Genomic DNA, 19,426 nt, shown 5'->3' with positions numbered 1-19,426 from the left:
GGGTCTCAGTCTCCCAGGCGGTGGTCGGGGGCGACCTCACCCAGCGCGGTGAGGAAGGCGTCGGTCTCGGCGGGCGTGCCGGCGGTGACCCGCAGCCAGCCGGGGATGCCGACGTCGCGGACGAGGACGTCGTGCTCGAGCAGTGCCTTCCAGGCGGCCGCGGCGTCGGCGAACCGGCCGAACAGGACGAAGTTGGCGTCGCTGGGGACGCTGGTCAGCCGCAGGGACGGCAGCGTGGCCACGATCCGGTCGCGCTGGTCCTTGACCGCGTCGACGGTGGCCAGCAGCGCGTCGGTGTGCGCCAGCGCGGCCCGCGCGGCGGCCTGCGTCAGCGAGGACAGGTGGTAGGGCAGCCGGACCAGCTGCAGCGCGTCGACGACGGCGGGGTCGGCGGCCAGGTAGCCCAGCCGCAGGCCGGCCATGCCGAACGCCTTGCTCATCGTGCGGCTGACCACCAGCCGCGGCCGGCCCGGCAGCAGGCTCAGCGCCGACGGGGTGCCGGTGCGGGCGAACTCGGCGTAGGCCTCGTCGACCACGACCATGCCCTCGGTGGCGTCGTGGAGCTCCGCGATCGTCTCCAGCGCGACGGCGGTGCCGGTCGGGTTGTTCGGGCTGGTGACGAAGACGACGTCGGGACCGACCTCGCGCACCTGCGCGGCGGCCTGCGCGGCGTCGATGGTGAAGTCCTCGCGGCGGTGCCCGTCGACCCACGCCGTCCCGGTGCCGGCCGCGATGATCGGGTGCATCGAGTAGGACGGGGTGAAGCCCAGCGCCGTCCGGCCGGCACCGCCGAAGGCCTGCAGCAGCTGCTGGAGGACCTCGTTGGAGCCGTTGGCGGCCCAGACCTGCGCCGGCTCGATGCGCTCCCCGCCGCGGCTCAGGTAGGCGGCGAGGTCGGCGCGCAGGGCGACGGCGTCCCGGTCGGGGTAGCGGTTGAGGTCGACCGCAGCGTGCCCGAGCGCCTCGCCGAGCGTGGCGAGCAGCTCGGCCGGCAGCGGGTGCGGGTTCTCGTTGGTGTTGAGCCGGTGGGTGACCTGCAGCTGCGGGGCGCCGTAGGGCGTGCGGCCGCGCAGCTCCGGCCGCAGCGGGAGCTCGTCGAGGGAGGTCACGGCTGCTGCCGCACCCGGACGGCGGCCGCGTGTGCGGGCAGGTCCTCGGCGTGGGCGAGCGCGTCGACGTGCCCGGCCACCTCGGCGAGGGCCTGCTCGTCGTACTCGACCACGTGGATGCCGCGCAGGAACGACTGCACCGACAGGCCGCTGCTGTGCCGGGCGCAGCCGCCGGTGGGCAGCACGTGGTTGGAGCCGGCGATGTAGTCGCCCAGGGACACCGGCGACCAGGCGCCGACGAACACCGCGCCGGCGTTGCGCACCCGCAGCGCGACCTCGCGGGCGTCCCGGGTCTGGATCTCCAGGTGCTCGGCGGCGTAGGCGTCGACCACCGCGAGGCCGGCGTCGACGTCGTCGACCAGCACGATCCCGGATTGGCTGCCGCCGAGGGCGGTGAGGATCCGCTCGGAGTGCTTGGTGGCCGCGACCTGCCCGGGGACCAGGTCGAGGACGGCGTCGGCGAGCTCCTCGCTCGTGGTGACCAGGACCGCGCCGGCGAGCGGGTCGTGCTCGGCCTGGCTGATCAGGTCGGCGGCGACGTGCACGGGGTCGGCGGTGTCGTCGGCGAGGATGGCGACCTCGGTGGGGCCGGCCTCGGAGTCGATGCCGATCAGCCCGCGCAGCAGCCGCTTGGCAGCGGTGACGTAGACGTTGCCCGGCCCGGTGACCATGTCCACCGGCTCGCAGGCGCCCGCGCCGTAGCCGAAGACGGCGATGGCCTGCGCGCCGCCGACGGCGTGCACCTCGGTGACGCCGAGCAGCGCGCACGCGGCCAGCACTCCGGGGTCGGGCAGGCCGCCGTGGTCGCGCTGCGGCGGGGAGGCGACGGCGATCGACTCGACGCCGGCGATCTGCGCGGGGACGACGTTCATCACCACGCTGGAGAGCAGCGGCGCCAGCCCGCCGGGCACGTACAGGCCGACGCGGCGCACCGGCACCCACCGCTCGGTGACCGTGCCGCCGCGCACCACCTGGGTGGTGACGTCGGTGCGCGCCTGGTCGGCGTGCACCTTCCGGACCCGGGCGATGGACTCCTCGAGCGCGGCCCGCACGTCGGGGGCCAGGCCGTCGAGGGCGGCGCGGATGGCCTCCGGCGGGACGGTGAAGTCCTCGGCGTCGACGCCGTCGAGGCGGGCGGTGATCTCGCGGACGGCCTGGGCGCCGCGGACGCGGACGTCCTCGCACAGCGGCCGCACGGTGGCCAGGACCGAGTCGATGTCGGTGGCCGCCCGCGGCAGCAGGCCGGCCAGGTCGCGGACCCCAGGGAGCGCGGATCCGCGCAGGTCGATGCGGGCGAGCACGGGCGGCCTCCGGGAGTGTGGCGCGGGGGGGTCGACCCCCCAGGGTAGTGACCGGGCAGGCGCCCGTCGGGAGCGCCCGGGGCACCCGCCGCCCGTAGGCTCCCGGCGTGGGCGACCTCATCCCGCTCTTCCCGCTGGGGACGCCGCTGTTCCCCGGCATCGTGCTGCCGCTGCAGGTGTTCGAGCCGCGGTACAGGGCGCTGGTGCGCGACCTGCTGGCCCTGCCGGAGGGAGCGGAGCGGCGCTTCGGGGTGGTCGCGATCCGCCAGGGCTGGGAGGTCGAGCGGGTGGCGCCGGCCGAGGCGCTGTTCGACGTCGGCTGCACGGCGCTGGTGCAGGCGGTCCGGCCGCAGCCCGACGGCACCTTCGCCGTCGTCACCGTGGGCGGTGAGCGGTTCCGGCTGCTCGACGTCGTCGTCGGCGGCCGGGCGGGGGACGACGGGGACGGGGACGCCGCCGGGGACGACCCGCCCTACCTGCGGGCCGAGGTCGAGTGGCTGGCCGACGAGGAGGCCGCTGAGGAGGCGGCGGGCGACCAGGAGGCGGTCGCCGACCCGCCGGCCGGCGCGGGCGCGGCGCCGGACGGAGGGGTCGACGAGGGCCTGGCCGCCGAGGTGGCGCGCGGGTCGCTGGCCCTGCTCGAGCGCGGCGTGGGCGGGCTGTTCACCCGGTACGTCACCGCGGTCGCCGGGCTGCAGGCGGGTCTGGACACCGACGAGGTGGAGCAGGCCGCGGACCTCCCCGACGCCGGTGAGGACCCGACCGGCGCCGCGGCCCTGCTGGAGGCGGTGGCCGGTGACCCGCGGGCGCTGTCCTACCTGGTCGCCTCGGCGGCGCTGCTGACCACCGAGGACCGGCAGGCGCTGCTCGCGGAGTCGGCGACCCGGCGTCGGCTGGCCGCCGAGATCCGGATGCTGCGCCGGGAGCTGACCCTGCTCGAGACCGTCGGCGCGGTGCCGGCGCCGCCGACGCAGTTCGCCGGGTCGCTGAGCCTCAACTGACGAAGGACCACCTCTCCCCCCACGCCTCGCTCCGCTCGGCGCGGGCCCCTGGGGGATGGCCGTTCGAGCACGTCACCCGCGGCCCAGGTCGTCCCTGGAGGAGAACAGCGCGGCGACGACGTAGACGGCCAGCGCGGCGAACGGGCCGACCGCCAGGGCCGGTGGCGAGGACAGCCGCAGGCCCGACGTGACCCGGGTGCCGACGTCGGCGAGCTGCTCCGCCGTCGGGCCGGGCGCGAGCAGCTCACCCAGCTGCCAGGCGAGCAGCCCGGCGACGGCGGCACCCAGGGCGGTGGCCACCAGGACCGCCACCCCCCGCCGCCGGCGCATCGCCCAGGCCAGCCCGCCGGCCAGCAGACCCAGCCCGGCCAGCACGAGGACCAGGACGGAGTCGCCGGCCACCAGCAGCTCCGCCGACGGGCGGCCGACCGGGACCGCGCCGCCCTCGACCACCTCGAAGCGGCCGCGCGGGGCCAGCCACACCCACAGCAGGCCGGCGGGCAGCCCGCACAGCGCGATCAGGCACCCCCAGGCGGTCGCGGCCCGCAGGTCGGTGCGGACCTCGGCCAGGACCTGCCCGGCCAGCGACCGGGCCGGCCGGCCGACGACCGACGGCACGGTCGCCGGCACCGCCGCCGGGCCGGGCAGGGGGCCGTCGGGGACCGGGGCGGGGCTGCTCACGGCTCCCAGTGAACCCCGCGCCCCGGGCTGCCCGCCGTCAGGGGCGCTGCCCGCGGGGCTCACAGCAGCGCGACGCTGGTGGGCCCGAGCAGTGCCTTGATGTCGCCCATGAGCGCGGTGCTCGGCCGCACCCGCAGCCCCTGGTCGAGCCGCAGCACGGTCTCCCGGCCGCCGTTGACCAGCTTGAGGTGGACCTCGGTGGTGCCCGGGTGGCTGCCGAGCACCTCCCGCAGCCGCTCGACCACCGGCGGGGTGCAGCGGGCAGCGGCCATCGACACCAGCACCGGCCCGCGCGGGCCCTCGGTGAGCTCGGGGATGGTCACCTCGGAGCCGAACAGCGAGGGCTGGTCGTCGCGCCGGCTGATCCGGCCCTTGACCACGACGATCTGGTCGCGGACGACCTTCTCCGAGACCTCCGCCCACGTCTTCGGGAAGAACAGCACCTCGATGCCGGACTCGAGGTCCTCCAGCGTCGCGATGGCCCAGGGCGCGCCCTGCTTGTTCGTCCGCGGGGCGACCGAGGTGAGGATGCCGGCGATGGTGACGTTGGCGCCGTCCTCCACGCCGCCGGCGTTGATCTCGGCGATCGGGGTGTCGGCGTTGGCCGCGAGGACGTGCTCGACGCCGTGCAGCGGGTGGTCGGAGACGTAGAGGCCGAGCATGTCGCGCTCGAAGACCAGCCGCTCGGACTTCGACCAGTCCGCCGTCGGGACGGCGATGTCGAGCGCCCCGCCGAAGGGGTCGTCGTCGCCGGCGTCGGCGCCGAAGCTGCCGAACAGGTCGAACTGCCCCTCGGCCTCCTTGCGCTTCAGGGCCATCGCGGCGTCGACGGCCTGGGCGTGGATGGCGGCGATCCCCTGGCGGGAGTGGCCCATCGAGTCGAACGCGCCGGCCTTGGCCAGCGACTCGATCACCTTCTTGTTGCAGGCGACGGTGTCGATCTTGCGCATGAAGTCGGCGAAGTCCTTGAAGGCGCCCTTCTCCTCGCGCGCCCGGACGATCGACTCGACGACGTTGTGGCCGACGTTGCGCACCGAGGCGAGCCCGAAGCGGATGTCGGTGCCGACGGCGGTGAAGTCCCAGGAGGACTCGTTGACGTCGGGCGGGAGCACCTTGATGCCCATCCGCCGGCACTCGGCCAGGTAGACGGGGCGGCGGTCCTTGTCGTCGCCGACGCTGGTGAGCAGGCCGGCCATGTACTCGGCCGGGTAGTTGGCCTTGAGGTAGGCGGTCCAGTACGAGACCAGGCCGTAGGCGGCCGAGTGCGCCTTGTTGAACGCGTAGTCGGCGAAGGGGACGAGGATGTCCCACAGCGTCTTGATCGCCGCGTCGGAGTAGCCCCGCTCCTTCATGCCGGCCTCGAACCCGACGAACTCCGCGTCGAGGACCGACTTCTTCTTCTTGCCCATGGCGCGGCGCAGCAGGTCGGCCTTGCCGAGGGAGTACCCGGCGACCTTCTGCGCGATCGCCATGACCTGCTCCTGGTACACGATCAGGCCGTAGGTGCCGCCCAGGATCTCCTCGAGCGGCTCGGCCAGCTCGGGGTGGATCGGCGTGATCTCCTGCTGGCCGTTCTTGCGCAGCGCGTAGTTGGTGTGCGAGTTCGCACCCATCGGGCCGGGCCGGTAGAGCGCGCCGACGGCGGAGATGTCCTCGAAGTTGTCCGGCCGCATGAGGCGCAGCAGCGAGCGCATCGGCCCGCCGTCGAACTGGAAGACGCCGAGGGTGTCACCGCGGGCCAGCAGGTCGTAGGTGGCCTTGTCGGTGAGGTCCTGGCTGATCTCGTCGAGGTCGATCGGCTCCTTGCCGTTCGCGACGATGTTGCGCAGCGCGTCGTCGATGACCGTGAGGTTGCGCAGGCCCAGGAAGTCCATCTTCAGCAGGCCGAGCGTCTCGCAGGTCGGGTAGTCGAACTGCGTGATGATCGCGCCGTCGTTCTCCCGGCGCATGATCGGGATCGAGTCGATCAGCGGGTGGCGGCCGATGATGACGCCGGCCGCGTGCACGCCCCACTGCCGCTTGAGGCCCTCGAGCTTGCGCGCCTGGTCGACCACCTCGGCCGCGCCCGGGTCGGACTCGTACCGGGCGCGGAACTCCGCCGCCTCCTTGTACCGGGGGTGGGCCGGGTCGAAGACACCCGACAGCGGGATGCCCTTGCCCATGACGTCCGGGGGCATGAGCTTGGTCAGCTCGTCGCCGACCGAGTAGGGGCGGTCGAGCACCCGCGCGGCGTCCTTGATCGCGGCCTTGGCCTTGATGGTGCCGTAGGTGACGATCTGGCTGACCCGCTCCTCGCCGTACTTCCGCGAGACGTACTGGATGACCTCGCCGCGCCGGCGGTCGTCGAAGTCGATGTCGACGTCGGGCATGGACACGCGCTCGGGGTTGAGGAAGCGCTCGAAGATCAGCCCGTGCTGCAACGGGTCGAGGTCGGTGATGCCCATGGCGTAGGCGGCCAGCGAGCCCGCCGCCGAGCCGCGGCCGGGACCGACGCGGATGCCGTTGTCCTTGGCCCAGTTGATGAAGTCGGCGACCACGAGGAAGTACCCCGGGAAGCCCATCTGGGTGATGATCCCGACCTCGTAGTCGGCCTGCTTGCGCACGTGGTCGGGGATGCCGTTCGGGTAGCGCTTGTGCAGGCCCCGCTCGACCTCCTTGACGAACCAGGAGGTCTCGTCCTCCCCCGGCGGCAGGGGGAACCGCGGCATGAGGTCGGCGCCCTCGGTGAAGGTGACCTCGCACTGCTCGGCGACCAGCAGCGTGTTGTCGCACGCCGCGGCGAGGTCACCGGTGAACAGCGCCCGCATCTCGGCGGCGCTCTTGAGGTAGTAGCCGTCGCCGTTGAACTTGAAGCGGTTGGTCTCGTTGAGCCGCGACCCGGTCTGGATGCACAGCAGGGCGTCGTGGGCCTCGGCGTCCTCCTTGTGCGTGTAGTGCAGGTCGTTGGTGGCCAGCAGCGGGATGCCGAGTTCCTGCGAGATCTGCATCAGCTGCGGGCGGGTCTTCTGCTCGATGGACAGGCCGTGGTCCATCAGCTCGGCGTAGAAGTTCTCCTTGCCGAAGATGTCCTGGAAGTCGGCCGCGGCCTGCCGGGCGCGGTCGTACTTGCCCGCGCGCAGCCACATGTTGACCTCGCCCGACGGGCAGCCCGTCGTCGCGATGAGGCCCTTCCCGTAGCGCTCGAGCAGGTCGCGGTCGAAGCGCGGCTTGCGGTACTGCCCCTCGAGGCTGGCCAGCGAGGAGATGCGGAAGAGGTTGTGCATCCCCTCGGTGGTGCGGGCCAGCAGCGTCATGTGCGTGTAGGCGGCCTTGCCGCGGGAGGACCCGCCCTCGCCGTCCTCGTCGATGAGGTTGTCGCCGAAGTCGAAGGGCGCGCGGTCGAACCGGGAGCCGGGCGTGTAGTAGCCCTCCATGCCGATGATCGGCTTCACGCCGGCGGCCGTGGCCTGCTTGTAGAAGTCGTAGGCGCCGAACACGTTGCCGTGGTCGGTCATCGCCAGCGCGGGCATGCCGTACTCGGCGGCGGCCTTCGTGACCTCGGGCAGCTTGGCCGCCCCGTCGAGCATCGAGTACTCGGTGTGGACGTGCAGGTGCACGAACGAGTCGTTGCCCGCGGCTCGGCGGTCTGGGCTGCTCACGGTGGTGCGGCGCTCCTCACGGGTCGTGCTGGCCCGGCCGTCGGGTGCTCCGGCGGGCGACCGGCGGGGAAGACCGGGCGGTGCGGTGCGAGTCGCGGAGGACGTCGGGACGCGGGCCCGGGCCGGCGCCTGCGATCCTCGCACCGGGAACTGTCTACGCCGAGGGTCTGACAGGACGTGTCCCGGCGCGGCAGGACGACCCCGTCACAGTCGGCGGCGCATCGTGACGTGCGCGATGCCGGCCTCCAGGTACTCGCCGCCCACCGCGGTGTAGCCGGCCCGCTCGTAGAACCCGCGGGCGGTGACCTGGGCGTGCAGCTCCACCTCGGTCAGCCCGCGGGCGAGCGCCTGACGGTGCAGCTCGGCCAGCACCGCGGCCCCGTACCCGCCGCCGCGGGCGGCCGCGTCGACCGCCATCCGGCCGACCAGCGCCCGCCCGTCGCGCTCGAGCAGCCGGCCGGTGGCCACCACCCGCCCGCCGGGGTCGCGGGCGACCGCGTGGACGGCGGTGGCGTCGGCGGCGTCCTGCTCGACCTCAGGCGGCACGCCCTGCTCCTCGACGAACACGCGGGTCCGCAGCGCGACGACCTCGGGCCAGTCGGCCGCCGTCGCCACCGTCGCGACCGGGCCGCCGGTCACGCGAGCGCTCCCCCGGCCGGCCACGACCCGGGCCGTGACGCCGGCGGTGGCCCCGGCAGCGGCCCGGGCGGTGACCCCGGCAGGGCGCCGGGCAGCGCCGAGGCCGGCACCAGCAGGAAGCGCAGGTCGACCACGGCGTGCAGGAGCACCGGCAGCAGCAGCGAGCCGGTCTCGAGGTACAGGGCGGCGAACAGCCCGCCGAGGACGCCGGTGAGCACGATGCCGGGCACGCCCTGGTAGGCGTGCGCCAGGCCGAACGCGACCGCGCCGACGGCGACCAGCACCGGCTGCGGCAGGTCCCCGCCGACCGCGGCGACGACGGCGAGGAAGAACCCGCGGTAGAGCCACTCCTCGCACACGCCGGCGGTCACGCCGACCACCGAGAACAGCCGCCGCTCGGCCGGCGACCGCGGCAGCAGGGCCAGCGTCGCGTGCGCCGTGGGCTCGGCGTGCCGGCCCCCACCCGGCCGCGGCGGCGCCGTGCGGGCCAGTGCGCCCGAGCGCAGCGCGCGCACCGAGAGCAGCGAGGCGAGCAGCACCAGCACGGTCGCCGTCGCGGTCACCGGGCCGGGCAGCCCGGTGGGCCAGGCCAGGCCGACGGCGGCGGCGTCCACCCCCGGGGCGGCCAGCCAGACGACGAGGGCGAGCACCGCGAGGCCCCACTCCAGGACCAGCAGCCGCAGGTAGAACGAGCGCCGCGCCGCCGGGTCGGTGCGCAGCCGGCCCTCGAAGCGCCGGTGCAGCACCTGCCCGACCAGCGGCTCGCCGACCACCAGGTACACCGCGACGACGACGGCCGACAGCGCGGCGGGGCCGAACGCGGCGAGGGAGGCGGGCAGGTCGGTCACGGTGCGGGCGCCGCCGCCTCAGGACTCGGCGCGCAGGATCGCCAGGGCGCCGGCGAGGTCGGCCGGGTAGTCGCTGGTGAACTCGACCCAGTGGCCGTCGGCCGGGTGCGCGAAGCCCAGCCGGACCGCGTGCAGCCACTGGCGGGACACGCCCAGCCGCGCGGCCAGCGTCGGGTCCGCGCCGTAGGTCGTGTCCCCGACGCAGGGGTGGCGCAGCGCGGAGAAGTGCACCCGGATCTGGTGGGTGCGTCCGGTCTCGAGGTGGACGTCGACCAGGCTGGCGGCCGGGAACGCCTCGACCACCTCGTAGTGGGTGACCGAGGGCCGCCCGCCACTGACCACGGCGAACTTCCAGTCGTGCCGCGGGTGGCGGTCGATGGGCGCGTCGATGGTGCCGCGCGAGGGGTCGGGGTGTCCCTGCACGAGCGCGTGGTAGCCCTTGTCGACGGTGCGCTCCCTGAACGCCGCCTTGAGCAGCGTGTAGGCCCGCTCGCTCTTGGCGACCACCATCAGCCCCGTCGTCGCCGCGTCGAGCCGGTGGACCACGCCCTGCCGCTCCGGCGCCCCGGAGGTGGAGATCCGGTAGCCGGCCGCGGCCAGCCCGCCGACGACGGTCGGGCCCTCCCAGCCGGGGCTCGGGTGCGCGGCGACGCCGACCGGCTTGTCGACCACCACGACGTCGTCGTCGTCGTGGACGACGGTGAGCCCGGGGACGGGCTCGGGCGCGGGTGCCTCGCCGGGCGGCGGGGGCAGCTCGACCTCCAGCCAGCTGCCGCCGGTGAGCCGGTCGCCCTTGCCGCGGACCCGGCCGTCGACCCACACCCGCTCGGCGTCGGCGAGGTCGGCGGCGACGGCGCGCGAGAGCCCGAAGAGGCGGGCGAGGCCCTGGTCGACGCGCTGGCCCTCCAGCCCGTCGGGCACCGGCAGCGCGCGGTGCAGGCCGGGCGAGCTCACTGGTCCATCGTGCCAGGTGGGCGGGGTCAGCCGCGGGAGACGGCGTCGGTGCCGGAGTCGTCCCGGCCGCGGGTGCCGTCGAACTCGACGCCGCGCAGCGCGAGCCAGGCACCGAGCACGCCGCCGCAGACGATCGCCGAGTCGGCGACGTTGAAGACCGGGTAGACCTCGCCGTCGGGCGCGAACACCGACACGAAGTCGACGACGCCGCCGCGCAGGAACCCGGGGTCGCGGAACACCCGGTCGACGAGGTTGCCCACCGCGCCGCCGAGCACCAGGCCCAGCGCCACCGCCCAGCCGGTGGAGAACAGCCGCCGCGCCGTCCGGACGATCACCACGGCCACCGCGACGGCGATCAGGGTGAAGACCACCGTGAAGCCCTCGGCGAAGGAGAACGCGGCGCCGGTGTTGCGGGCGTGGGTGAGGTAGACCAGCCCGCCGAGCAGGCGGATGTTCTCCCCGCGGTCGATCGTGGCGACGACGAGCAGCTTGGTGGCCAGGTCGGCGAGCAGGACCAGCGCCGCGAGGACCAGCAGCAGCCGCGTGCGCGGCCGGCGGGCCGGCGGCGGAGCGGGCGCGGCGTCCTCGGGCAGGTCGTTCAGCGGGTGCTCCTCGGGCGGGGCGGGCGGTGGTCCGACCCCGCGAGGGTAGCCGCGGCCGGCGCCCCCTCCGGCCCGCCGCGCGGCGCCGTCGGGGCGCCCGGGACCACCGCGGGAGGCTTGCGACGGCGGGGTTAGACGAATCTCACACCCCGCCGAGTGCGTGTTCACGCTCCGTTCGGCCGATCGTCGGAGGTGGCGCACGTCCCCCGGCAGGAAGGCAGTCGTGTCCACCGACCTCGGTTCAGCCACCGACCCCGATGTGGTCCTCGTCGGCGGAGGCGTCATGAGCGCGACCCTCGCGTCGCTGCTCGATGTCATCGCGCCGGAGTGGACCGTCACCGTCTTCGAGTCCGCGCCCGAGGTCGCCGGGGAGAGCTCGGACGCGTGGAACAACGCCGGGACCGGGCACGCGGCGCTCTGCGAGCTGAACTACACCCCCGCCGGGCCCGACGGCCGGGTCGACACGGCCAAGGCCCGCACCATCAACGAGCAGTTCCAGGTGTCGCGGCAGTTCTGGTCGCACCTCGTGCGGACCGGGCTGACCGGCTCGCCCAAGGAGTTCATCTCCCCCGTCCCGCACGTCGGCTTCGTGACCGGCGAGCAGGGCTGCGCCTACATGCGCGCCCGCCACGCGGCGCTGTCGGCCGAGCCGCTGTTCGCCGGGCTCGAGTACACCGACTCCCCCGCCGAGCTGGCCGACTGGGTCCCGCTGGTGATGGACGGCCGCGACCCCGCGCAGGTGGTCGCCGCGACCCGCTCGGCCGCCGGCACCGACGTGAACTTCGGCGCGCTGACCCGGCTGCTGTTGACCCAGGCCGAGGACCGCGGGGTGCAGGTGCACACCGGCCAGCGGGTCACCGGCCTCGACCGGCTCGACGACGGGCGCTGGAAGGTGACCGTCACCGACCGGCGGACCGGCGAGGAGCGCTGGGTGCGCACCCGCTTCGTGTTCGTCGGCGCCGGCGGTGGCGCGCTGCCGCTGCTGCAGGAGGCCGGCATCCCCGAGATCCGCGGCTTCGGCGGGTTCCCGGTCAGCGGCATGTTCCTGCGGACCCGCTCGCCGGAGCTGGTCACCAAGCACCAGGCCAAGGTCTACGGCCAGGCCGCGGTCGGCGCGCCGCCGATGTCGGTGCCGCACCTGGACCTGCGGCTGGTCGACGGCGAGTACTCGCTGCTGTTCGGCCCCTACGCCGGCTGGTCGCCGAAGTTCCTCAAGGCCGGGTCGGTGTTCGACCTGCCGCTGTCGGTCAAGCCGAACAACCTCGGGTCCATGCTCGGTGTGGCCCGGACCGAGCTGGCGCTGACGAGGTACCTGGTCGGCGAGCTGCTGCAGTCGCGCAGCGCCCGGCACCGCACGCTCACGGAGTTCGTCCCGCTGGCCGAGCAGGCCGACTGGGACATGATCACCGCCGGGCAGCGGGTGCAGGTGATCAAGCGCGACCCGGCGACCGGTCGGGGGGTGCTGCAGTTCGGCACCGAGCTGATCGTCGGCTCCGACGGCTCGATCGCCGGCCTGCTGGGTGCCTCCCCCGGCGCCTCGACGGCGGTCTCGGCGATGCTCACCCTGGTCGAGCGGGCCTTCCCCGACCGGGTCGCGGCGAACCGCGCGGCGCTGGAGGCGGCGATCCCGTCCTACGGCCGCGAGCTGTCCGCCGACCCGGCGCTGCTGGCCCGCGTCCGCGCGGAGACGATGCAGACCCTGGAGCTCACCGGCTGACCGTCCGCGTGCACGTCCGCGGAAGTGCCCGGCGTCCCTCAGTCGGCCTCCGTGGCCCCGCCCTGCTCGCCGCGCCAGGACGCCAGCCGGCCCGCCCGGCTCACCGCCCGCAGCCGGCGCTCGGCCTCCGGCCGGGAGCGGCGGGCCGAGACCAGCAGCGCCTGGTCGCCGCGCATGAGCCGGGTGTGGCCGTCGGGGACGAACGAGCGGCCGTCGCGGACGATGAGCACCACCGCGGCGTCGTCGGGGAGCCGGAGCTCGGGCAGGTAGACGCCGTGCAGCCGGGACCCCTCGGGCACCCGCAGCTGCATGAGCTCGGCGTCGAGCTCCTCCAGCGGGGCCGACTCCACCTCGACGTCGCGGGGGGCGATCGGCGCGGCGATGCCCAGCCGGCGGGCCACCCACGGCAGCGACCAGCCCTGGACGAGGGTGAAGACGACGACGAGCACGAACACGGTGTCGAAGACCAGCGGCGCCCCGGGTGCCCCCACGGTGAGCGGGATGGTGGCCACGACGATCGGCACGGCGCCGCGCAGCCCCGCCCACGAGATGAACGCCTGCTGGGCCCACGGGAAGCGGAACCAGACCAGGCTGGCCAGCACCGAGACCGGTCGGCCGACCAGCAGCAGCGCGGACCCGGCCACGAGGGCGGGCACCAGTGCCTCGGGCAGCCGGGACGGCGAGACCAGCAGGCCGAGCATCACGAACAGGCCGATCTGCGCCAGCGAGGCCATGCCCTCGGCGAACCCCACGCTGGCCGTCCGGTGCGGCAGCGCGGCGTTCCCGAGCACGACGCCGCACAGGTACACCGCGACGAACCCGGACGTGTGCAGCAGCACGCCCGAGGCGTAGGCCAGCACGCACAGCGCGAGCGTCGCCAGCGGGTAGAACCCGGCCACCGGCAGCGCCACGCGGCGCAGCAGGGCCGCCCCGCCGAAGCCGACGCCGACGCCGACGACCGCACCGCCGGCGAGCTCCCCCGCCACGATCAGCGTCGCCACCCACCAGACCTCGCTGACCTCCCCGGCGAGGTACTCGGCGAGGATGGTCACGAGGAGGATGACGGGCGCGTCGTTCAGGCCGCTCTCCGCCTCGAGCGACGCTGCCAGCCGGCGCGGCAGCGGCAGCCGGCGGAGCGTGGCGAAGACCGCGGCCGCGTCCGTCGAGCTGATCACCGCGGCGAGCAGCAGCGCGAAGGGCCAGTCGAACCCCAGCAACCAGACGACGATCCCGGCCGTCGCACCGACGCTGACCACGACCCCGACGGTCGCCAGCGTGACGCCGGGCCCGATGGCCCGGCGCACGTCGGACCACCGCGTCGTCAGCCCGCCCTCGGCGAGGATGACGACCAGGGCGGCGAAACCGAGGGTGAGGGTCAGCTCGGCGTCCTCGAACTCGATGCCCAGGCCGCTCTCCCCGAGCGCCACGCCCAGCGCCAGGTAGAGCAGCAGGCTGGGCAGGCCGAGCCGGTCGGCGAGGCGCAGCGCCACCGCGGCCACGAGCACGACGACCGCCCCGATGGCGAGGGCGGCGGTGACCGCCTCGTTCACCGCCCGCACCCCATGGGCGCAGTCTCCCGTACGCGCGTGCCGCGCCCGCCGCCCCGGCACCGGGACGCGCTCGACGGCTCGGGGACAATGGCGCGCGTGAGCTCTCCCTTCCGCGCGCTGCCACCCCAGGTCGACCTGCCCGCGCTCGAGCGGGACGTGCTGCGCCGCTGGGAGGACGCCGACGTCTTCGCCCGGTCGCTGGAGGCCACGGCGGGCCGGCCGCAGTGGGTCTTCTACGAGGGCCCGCCGACGGCGAACGGCCGTCCCGGCACCCACCACATCGAGGCGCGGGCGTTCAAGGACGTCTTCCCCCGGTTCAAGACGATGCAGGGCTGGCACGTGCCCCGCCGGGCCGGCTGGGACTGCCACGGCCTGCCGGTCGAGATCGCCGTCGAGCAGGAGCTCGGCTTCGCCGGCAAGCCCGACATCGAGCGCTACGGCGTCGCGGAGTTCAACGCCCGCTGCCGCGAGTCGGTCGAGCGCCACGTCGCCGACTTCACCGAGCTCACCCGCCGGATGGGCTACTGGGTGGACATGTCCACGGCCTACTGGACGATGGACCCCGCCTACGTCGAGAGCGTCTGGTGGTCGCTCAAGCAGGTGTTCGAGAAGGGCCTGCTCGTCGAGGACCACCGGGTGTCGCCCTACTGCCCGCGGTGCGGCACGGGGCTCTCCGACCACGAGGTCGCCCAGGGCTACGAGTCGATCACCGACCCGTCGGTGTACGTCCGGCTGCCGGTCACCGACGGCGAGTGGGCCGGGAAGGCCGACCTGCTGGTCTGGACGACGACGCCGTGGACGCTGCCGAGCAACACCGCCGTCGCCGTCCACCCCGACGTCACGTACGTGGTGGCCCGCAAGGACGACGCCGTCCTCGTCGTCGCCGAGCCGCTGGTGACCGCGGCGCTGGGCGAGGACGTCGAGGTGCTGGCCCGCACGACCGGCCGCGACTGGGAGCGGGTGCACTACCGGCGCCCGTTCGAGCTGGTCGACTTCCCCGAGGGCGAGGACACCCACTTCGTCGTCCTCGCCGACTACGTCACCACCGACGACGGCACCGGGCTGGTGCACCAGTCCCCCGCGTTCGGCGCTGACGACCTCGCCGTCTCCCGGGTCTACGGCCTGCCGGTGGTCAGCCCGATCGACGCCTCGGGGCACTTCCTGCCCGAGGTCCCGCTGGTGGGCGGCCGGTTCTTCAAGGCCGCCGACGACGCCCTCGTCGTCGACCTGCAGCGGCGCGGCCTGCTCTGGCGCGAGCAGAGCTACGAGCACAGCTACCCGCACTGCTGGCGCTGCCACACGCCGCTCATGTACTACGCGCAGCCGTCCTGGTACATCCGCACCAGCGCGATCAAGGACCAGCTGCTCGCCGAGAACGAGAAGACCCACTGGCACCCCGAGACCATCCAGTGGGGCCGCTACGGCGACTGGCTGAACAACAACGTCGACTGGGCGCTGTCCCGGGACCGGTACTGGGGCACCCCGCTGCCGATCTGGCGGAACGACGCCGACCCGAGCCGGATGGTCGCCGTCGGCTCGCTGGCCGAGCTCTCGGAGCTCACCGGCCGGGACCTCTCCGACCTCGACCCGCACCGGCCCTTCATCGACGAGGTGACCTTCACCCGCCCCGGCGAGGAGGGCACCTACCGGCGGGTCCGGCAGGTCATCGACGCCTGGTACGACTCGGGGTCGATGCCCTTCGCCCAGTGGGGGGCGCCGCACCGCAACCGGGCCGAGTTCGAGGCCGCCTACCCGGCGCAGTTCATCGCCGAGGCCATCGACCAGACCCGCGGCTGGTTCTACACGCTCATGGCCGTGGGCACGCTGGTGTTCGGGCGGAGCTCGTACGAGAACGTGCTGTGCCTGGGCCACATCCTCGCCGAGGACGGCCGCAAGATGAGCAAGCACCTGGGCAACATCCTCGAGCCGATCCCGCTGATGGACCGGCACGGCGCCGACGCCGTCCGCTGGTTCATGCTGGCCGGCGGCTCGCCGTGGGCGGCCCGCCGGGTCGGTCACGAGACGCTGTCCGAGGTGGTCCGCAAGGTCCTGCTGACCTACTGGAACACCGCCAGCTTCCTCACCCTCTACGCCGAGACCAACGGGTGGGCCGGGCCGGGCGCGGACGGGGCCGCCGCCCCGCCGCGCGAGCAGCGGCCGCTGCTCGACCGCTGGGCGCTGGCCCAGCTGGCCGCGGTCACCGAGGGGGTCACCGACGCGCTGGAGTCCTTCGACACCCAGGGCGCGGGCCGGCTGATCGGGCAGTTCGTCGACGACCTGTCCAACTGGTACGTGCGCCGCTCGCGCCGCCGGTTCTGGGACGGCGACCCCGCGGCGCTGTGCACGCTGCACGAGGTCGTGGACGGGCTGACCCGGCTCATGGCGCCGTTCACCCCGTTCGTCACAGAGGAGGTGTGGGCGCGGGTCGTCCGCCCCGGGCTGGGCGACGGCGCCCCCGACTCGGTGCACCTGGCGTCCTGGCCGGCCGTCGACGAGGACGCCCGCGACCCGCAGCTGGTCGCGCAGGTCGACCTGGTCCGCCGGCTGGTGGAGCTCGGCCGCGCGGCGCGGACCTCGGCGAAGGTGCGCACCCGCCAGCCGCTGGCCCGCGCGCTGGTCGCCGCCCCCGGCTGGGGGTCGCTGGCCCGCGACCTGGTGGCCGAGGTGGCCGACGAGCTCAACGTGGCCGAGCTCGCCGAGCTGTCGGCGGTGGGCGGCGACCTGGTCGACGTCCGTGTCAAGGTCGACTTCCGCGCCGTCGGCCGGCGGCTGGGCGGGCAGGTGCAGGCGGTGGCGAAGGCCGTCGCCGCCGCCGACCCCGCGGCGCTGGTGGCCGCCTACCGGGCCGGGACCGCGACGGTGGACGTCGACGGGCAGGCCGTGCCGCTCGAGGACGGCGACCTCGTGGTCACCGAGACCCCGCGCGAGGGCTGGACGGTGGCCAGCGCAGGCGGGCTCACGGTGGCGCTGGACCTGACGATGACGCCGGAGCTGGAGCGGGCCGGCATGGTCCGCGAGGCGGTGCGGCTGGTGCAGGAGGCGCGCAAGAACGCGGGCCTGTCGGTCAGCGACCGCATCGAGCTGTGGTGGACCGCGGAGGGCCCGATGGCCGAGGCGCTGACCGAGCACGGCGCGCAGGTGGCCGGCGAGGTCCTCGCGACGGGGGTGCACGCCGGGGCGGCCGGCGAGGGGCCCGGGGTCGAGGGGCCGTCGGGCTCGCGGTTCTGGCTGGCGCGGGCGGAGTAGCGGGCCGCCCGCGCGGGGTCAGTCGCGGCGGGCGGCGCGGCGGGCGCGCTCGCGGTGCGCCAGGTGCGCGTCCGGACCGCACCGGGCGCACGGGGTGAACCCCTCGGCGCGCGCCTCGCGCACCGGCAGCCGGACGGTCTGCCCGCCGGCCAGCGAGGAGCAGTCGGCGAGGTGGTAGCGGGGGTGCTCGTCGGCGACGAGCACCTCGTCGTCGAGGTCGACGACCAGGAGCAGGTCGGTGACCTCCTCGTCCTCCTCCGGCGGTTCGGCCGGCCCCGCCCCGGCGGCCCTCCCCCGGAACCGGCCGTGCGCCCTCGCCGGGGCCTCCGGCGCGGCGGGGTCCCCGGCCGGCCGGGGCCGCGGGCGGGCCCCCGGCCCGGCGGGGTCCCCCGCGCGGTCCGCCGCCGCCTCGTCGGCGTCCTCCGCAGAGGTCGACCCGCCGGCGGCGGGCCGGGCCGACTCGGGCGCGGCGGGCCGGGCCGACCCGCGGCCGGACCGCGTCGGCTCCTGCTCCGGGGCCGGCGGGGCGGGGACGGCGTCGTCGGCCGGGGTGCGGAGCCGGGCGACGACGAGCAGCGCCGCGGCCAGGCCGCAGGCGGCCACGCAGGTCCAGTACCAGGCGTTCTCGGCGGTCGTCACGCCGAGGACGAACAGCCCCAGGCCCGCGAGCACGAGCAGGGCGGCGGCGAGGACCACGGCGCGGACTGTAGCGGCGGTCACGTCCCGGCGGGACCTGCTCGGGCGGACCGACGCGACAGGGCCCCCGGACCGGTGGTCCGGGGGCCCTGTCGGGATCTCAGTGCCGGGAGGTCAGCGCTCGTCCTGGGAGACGCGCTTGCCCGACTCGGGGGAGAACACGTGCGCCTCGCCGGGGCGGATGGCCACGTGCACCACCTCGCCCTTGGCCGGCGGCTTGCGCGCGTCCACCCGCAGGGTGAGCAGCTTGTCGCTCGCGCCGGCGGTGTCGGCGGCGTGCAGCGTGCCGTAGGCGTAGGCATCACTGCCCAGCTCCTCGACCACCGCCACCTCCACCGGCACTCCCTCCCCGGCGCCGACCAGCTCCACCGATTCGGGCCGGAAGCCCAGCGTGGCCGTGGCCGCGCCCTCGGCGGCCAGCGCGCCCACCGCGGTGCGCGGCAGCGGCACGGTGTGCCCGCCCAGCACCGCCCCGCCCTCGGCCAGCTGCACCGTCACCAGGTTCATCGCCGGCGAGCCGATGAACCCGGCGACGAACTCGTTGACCGGCTTGTCGTACAGGTTGCGCGGGGTGTCGACCTGCTGCAGCAGCCCGTCCTTGAGCACCGCCACCCGATCGCCCATGGTCATCGCCTCGACCTGGTCGTGGGTGACGTAGACGGTGGTGATGCCCAGCCGCCGCTGCAGCGCCGCGATCTCCGTCCGCGTCTGCACCCGCAGCTTGGCATCGAGGTTGGACAGCGGCTCGTCCATCAGGAACGCCTGCGGCTGGCGCACGATCGCCCGGCCCATCGCCACCCGCTGCCGCTGCCCCCCCGAGAGCGCCTTGGGCTTGCGGTCCAGATACGGGGTCAGGTCGAGCACCTTGGCCGCCTCGGTGACCCGCTCGCGGATCTGGTCCTTCTTCATCCCGGCGATCTTTAGCGCGAAGCCCATGTTGTCGGCCACCGTCATGTGCGGATACAGCGCGTAGTTCTGGAACACCATCGCGATGTCGCGTTCCTTGGGCGGCAGATGGGTGACGTCCCGGTCGCCGATCCGGATCGCCCCCTCGGTCACCTCCTCCAGCCCGGCCAGCATCCGCAGCGCGGTGGACTTGCCACTGCCCGAGGGGCCGACCAGGACCAGGAACTCCCCGTCGGCGACGTCCAGGTCCAGCCCGCTCACCGACGGTGCGGTGGCACCGGGATAGGTCAGCGTCGCGTGGTCGTAGGTGATGGCGGCCATGAGGTCCCTTCGACTTCCGTTCTGCGCCGGTGCAGAGCACTCCACTCTGGCACGCGGCTCGTCCCGGGACCATGGTGGCACCCTCGCGCTACCCGTCCGGGGCACGGACACGGGCACCGGCGCCGACCTGCGGACATTCCGGAACGACCCGTCCGGATGAGCCAGGACGCCGTTGCATAACGGTTTCAACACTGTTGCGCGAAACCGACCTCCGCGC

General features: G+C 74.7%; 14 protein-coding genes. 3 read left to right on the top strand and 11 right to left on the bottom strand.

Annotation, left to right across the window (positions count from 1 at the left end):
• Positions 1–5: 5 nt before the first annotated feature.
• Together ACI79O_RS10525 and hisD are read right to left on the bottom strand one after the other, a co-directional pair.
• Positions 6–1,109 carry a histidinol-phosphate transaminase gene (locus tag ACI79O_RS10525; RefSeq protein ID WP_456914085.1) on the bottom strand — a complete coding sequence of 368 codons (1,104 nt, stop codon included), beginning with the start codon at positions 1,107–1,109 and terminating at the stop codon, positions 6–8.
• On the bottom strand, positions 1,106–2,410 hold the full coding sequence (gene hisD, locus ACI79O_RS10520) for a histidinol dehydrogenase (protein WP_456888005.1): 1,305 nt from the start codon (positions 2,408–2,410) through the stop codon (positions 1,106–1,108). Before hisD ends, ACI79O_RS10525 begins: the two co-directional genes overlap by 4 nt.
• A 107-nt stretch (positions 2,411–2,517) precedes the next feature.
• Here hisD and ACI79O_RS10515 point away from each other — a divergent pair, with 107 nt between their 5' ends.
• Positions 2,518–3,411 carry an LON peptidase substrate-binding domain-containing protein gene (locus ACI79O_RS10515; RefSeq protein WP_456914084.1) on the top strand — a complete coding sequence of 298 codons (894 nt, stop codon included), beginning with the start codon at positions 2,518–2,520 and terminating at the stop codon, positions 3,409–3,411.
• 72 nt (positions 3,412–3,483) lie between these two features.
• Here ACI79O_RS10515 and ACI79O_RS10510 read toward each other — a convergent pair whose 3' ends face one another.
• The 6 genes from ACI79O_RS10510 to lspA form a co-directional block, all read right to left on the bottom strand.
• Positions 3,484–4,092 (bottom strand): hypothetical protein, encoded by a 609-nt coding sequence (locus ACI79O_RS10510; protein WP_456888001.1) that lies wholly within the window; start codon positions 4,090–4,092, stop codon positions 3,484–3,486.
• A 59-nt stretch (positions 4,093–4,151) separates the two neighbouring features.
• On the bottom strand, positions 4,152–7,730 hold the full coding sequence (gene dnaE, locus ACI79O_RS10505; protein WP_456914083.1) for a DNA polymerase III subunit alpha: 3,579 nt from the start codon (positions 7,728–7,730) through the stop codon (positions 4,152–4,154).
• A gap of 204 nt (positions 7,731–7,934) precedes the next feature.
• Positions 7,935–8,369: a GNAT family N-acetyltransferase gene (locus tag ACI79O_RS10500; protein ID WP_456887998.1), complete on the bottom strand. Its 435-nt coding sequence runs from the start codon at positions 8,367–8,369 to the stop codon at positions 7,935–7,937.
• Entirely contained in the window at positions 8,366–9,217 is an 852-nt protein-coding gene (locus ACI79O_RS10495; protein WP_456887997.1) for a CPBP family intramembrane glutamic endopeptidase, read from the bottom strand. Before ACI79O_RS10495 ends, ACI79O_RS10500 begins: the two co-directional genes overlap by 4 nt.
• Positions 9,218–9,235: 18 nt before the next feature.
• On the bottom strand, positions 9,236–10,171 hold the full coding sequence (locus ACI79O_RS10490) for an RluA family pseudouridine synthase (protein ID WP_456914082.1): 936 nt from the start codon (positions 10,169–10,171) through the stop codon (positions 9,236–9,238).
• 26 nt (positions 10,172–10,197) lie between these two features.
• Positions 10,198–10,941, bottom strand: a complete 744-nt coding sequence (lspA, locus tag ACI79O_RS10485; RefSeq protein WP_456914081.1) for a signal peptidase II — start codon at positions 10,939–10,941, stop codon at positions 10,198–10,200.
• Positions 10,942–11,056: 115 nt separating this feature from the next.
• Between lspA and mqo the strand changes: the two genes are divergently transcribed.
• Positions 11,057–12,490, top strand: coding sequence for a malate dehydrogenase (quinone) (gene mqo / locus ACI79O_RS10480; protein WP_456914080.1), 1,434 nt, complete (start codon positions 11,057–11,059; stop codon positions 12,488–12,490).
• Positions 12,491–12,528: 38 nt separating this feature from the next.
• On the opposite strand, the gene ACI79O_RS10475 is transcribed toward mqo, so the two are convergent.
• The gene (locus ACI79O_RS10475) at positions 12,529–14,040 is read right to left on the bottom strand and encodes a potassium/proton antiporter (protein WP_456914079.1); all 1,512 of its coding nucleotides are present in this window, start codon (positions 14,038–14,040) and stop codon (positions 12,529–12,531) included.
• Between the two features lie 87 nt (positions 14,041–14,127).
• Here ACI79O_RS10475 and ileS point away from each other — a divergent pair, with 87 nt between their 5' ends.
• On the top strand, positions 14,128–17,286 hold the full coding sequence (gene ileS, locus ACI79O_RS10470) for an isoleucine--tRNA ligase (RefSeq protein WP_456888278.1): 3,159 nt from the start codon (positions 14,128–14,130) through the stop codon (positions 17,284–17,286).
• An 18-nt stretch (positions 17,287–17,304) separates the two neighbouring features.
• On the opposite strand, the gene ACI79O_RS10465 is transcribed toward ileS, so the two are convergent.
• Both ACI79O_RS10465 and ACI79O_RS10460 read right to left on the bottom strand, forming a co-directional pair.
• Positions 17,305–18,006: a hypothetical protein gene (locus ACI79O_RS10465; RefSeq protein WP_456914078.1), complete on the bottom strand. Its 702-nt coding sequence runs from the start codon at positions 18,004–18,006 to the stop codon at positions 17,305–17,307.
• 90 nt (positions 18,007–18,096) lie between these two features.
• The gene (locus ACI79O_RS10460) at positions 18,097–19,209 is read right to left on the bottom strand and encodes an ABC transporter ATP-binding protein (protein ID WP_456913644.1); all 1,113 of its coding nucleotides are present in this window, start codon (positions 19,207–19,209) and stop codon (positions 18,097–18,099) included.
• Positions 19,210–19,426 lie beyond the last annotated feature (217 nt).

The organism is Geodermatophilus sp. SYSU D00696 (assembly GCF_054050235.1).
This window is presented reverse-complemented; position numbering and strand designations above follow the sequence as displayed.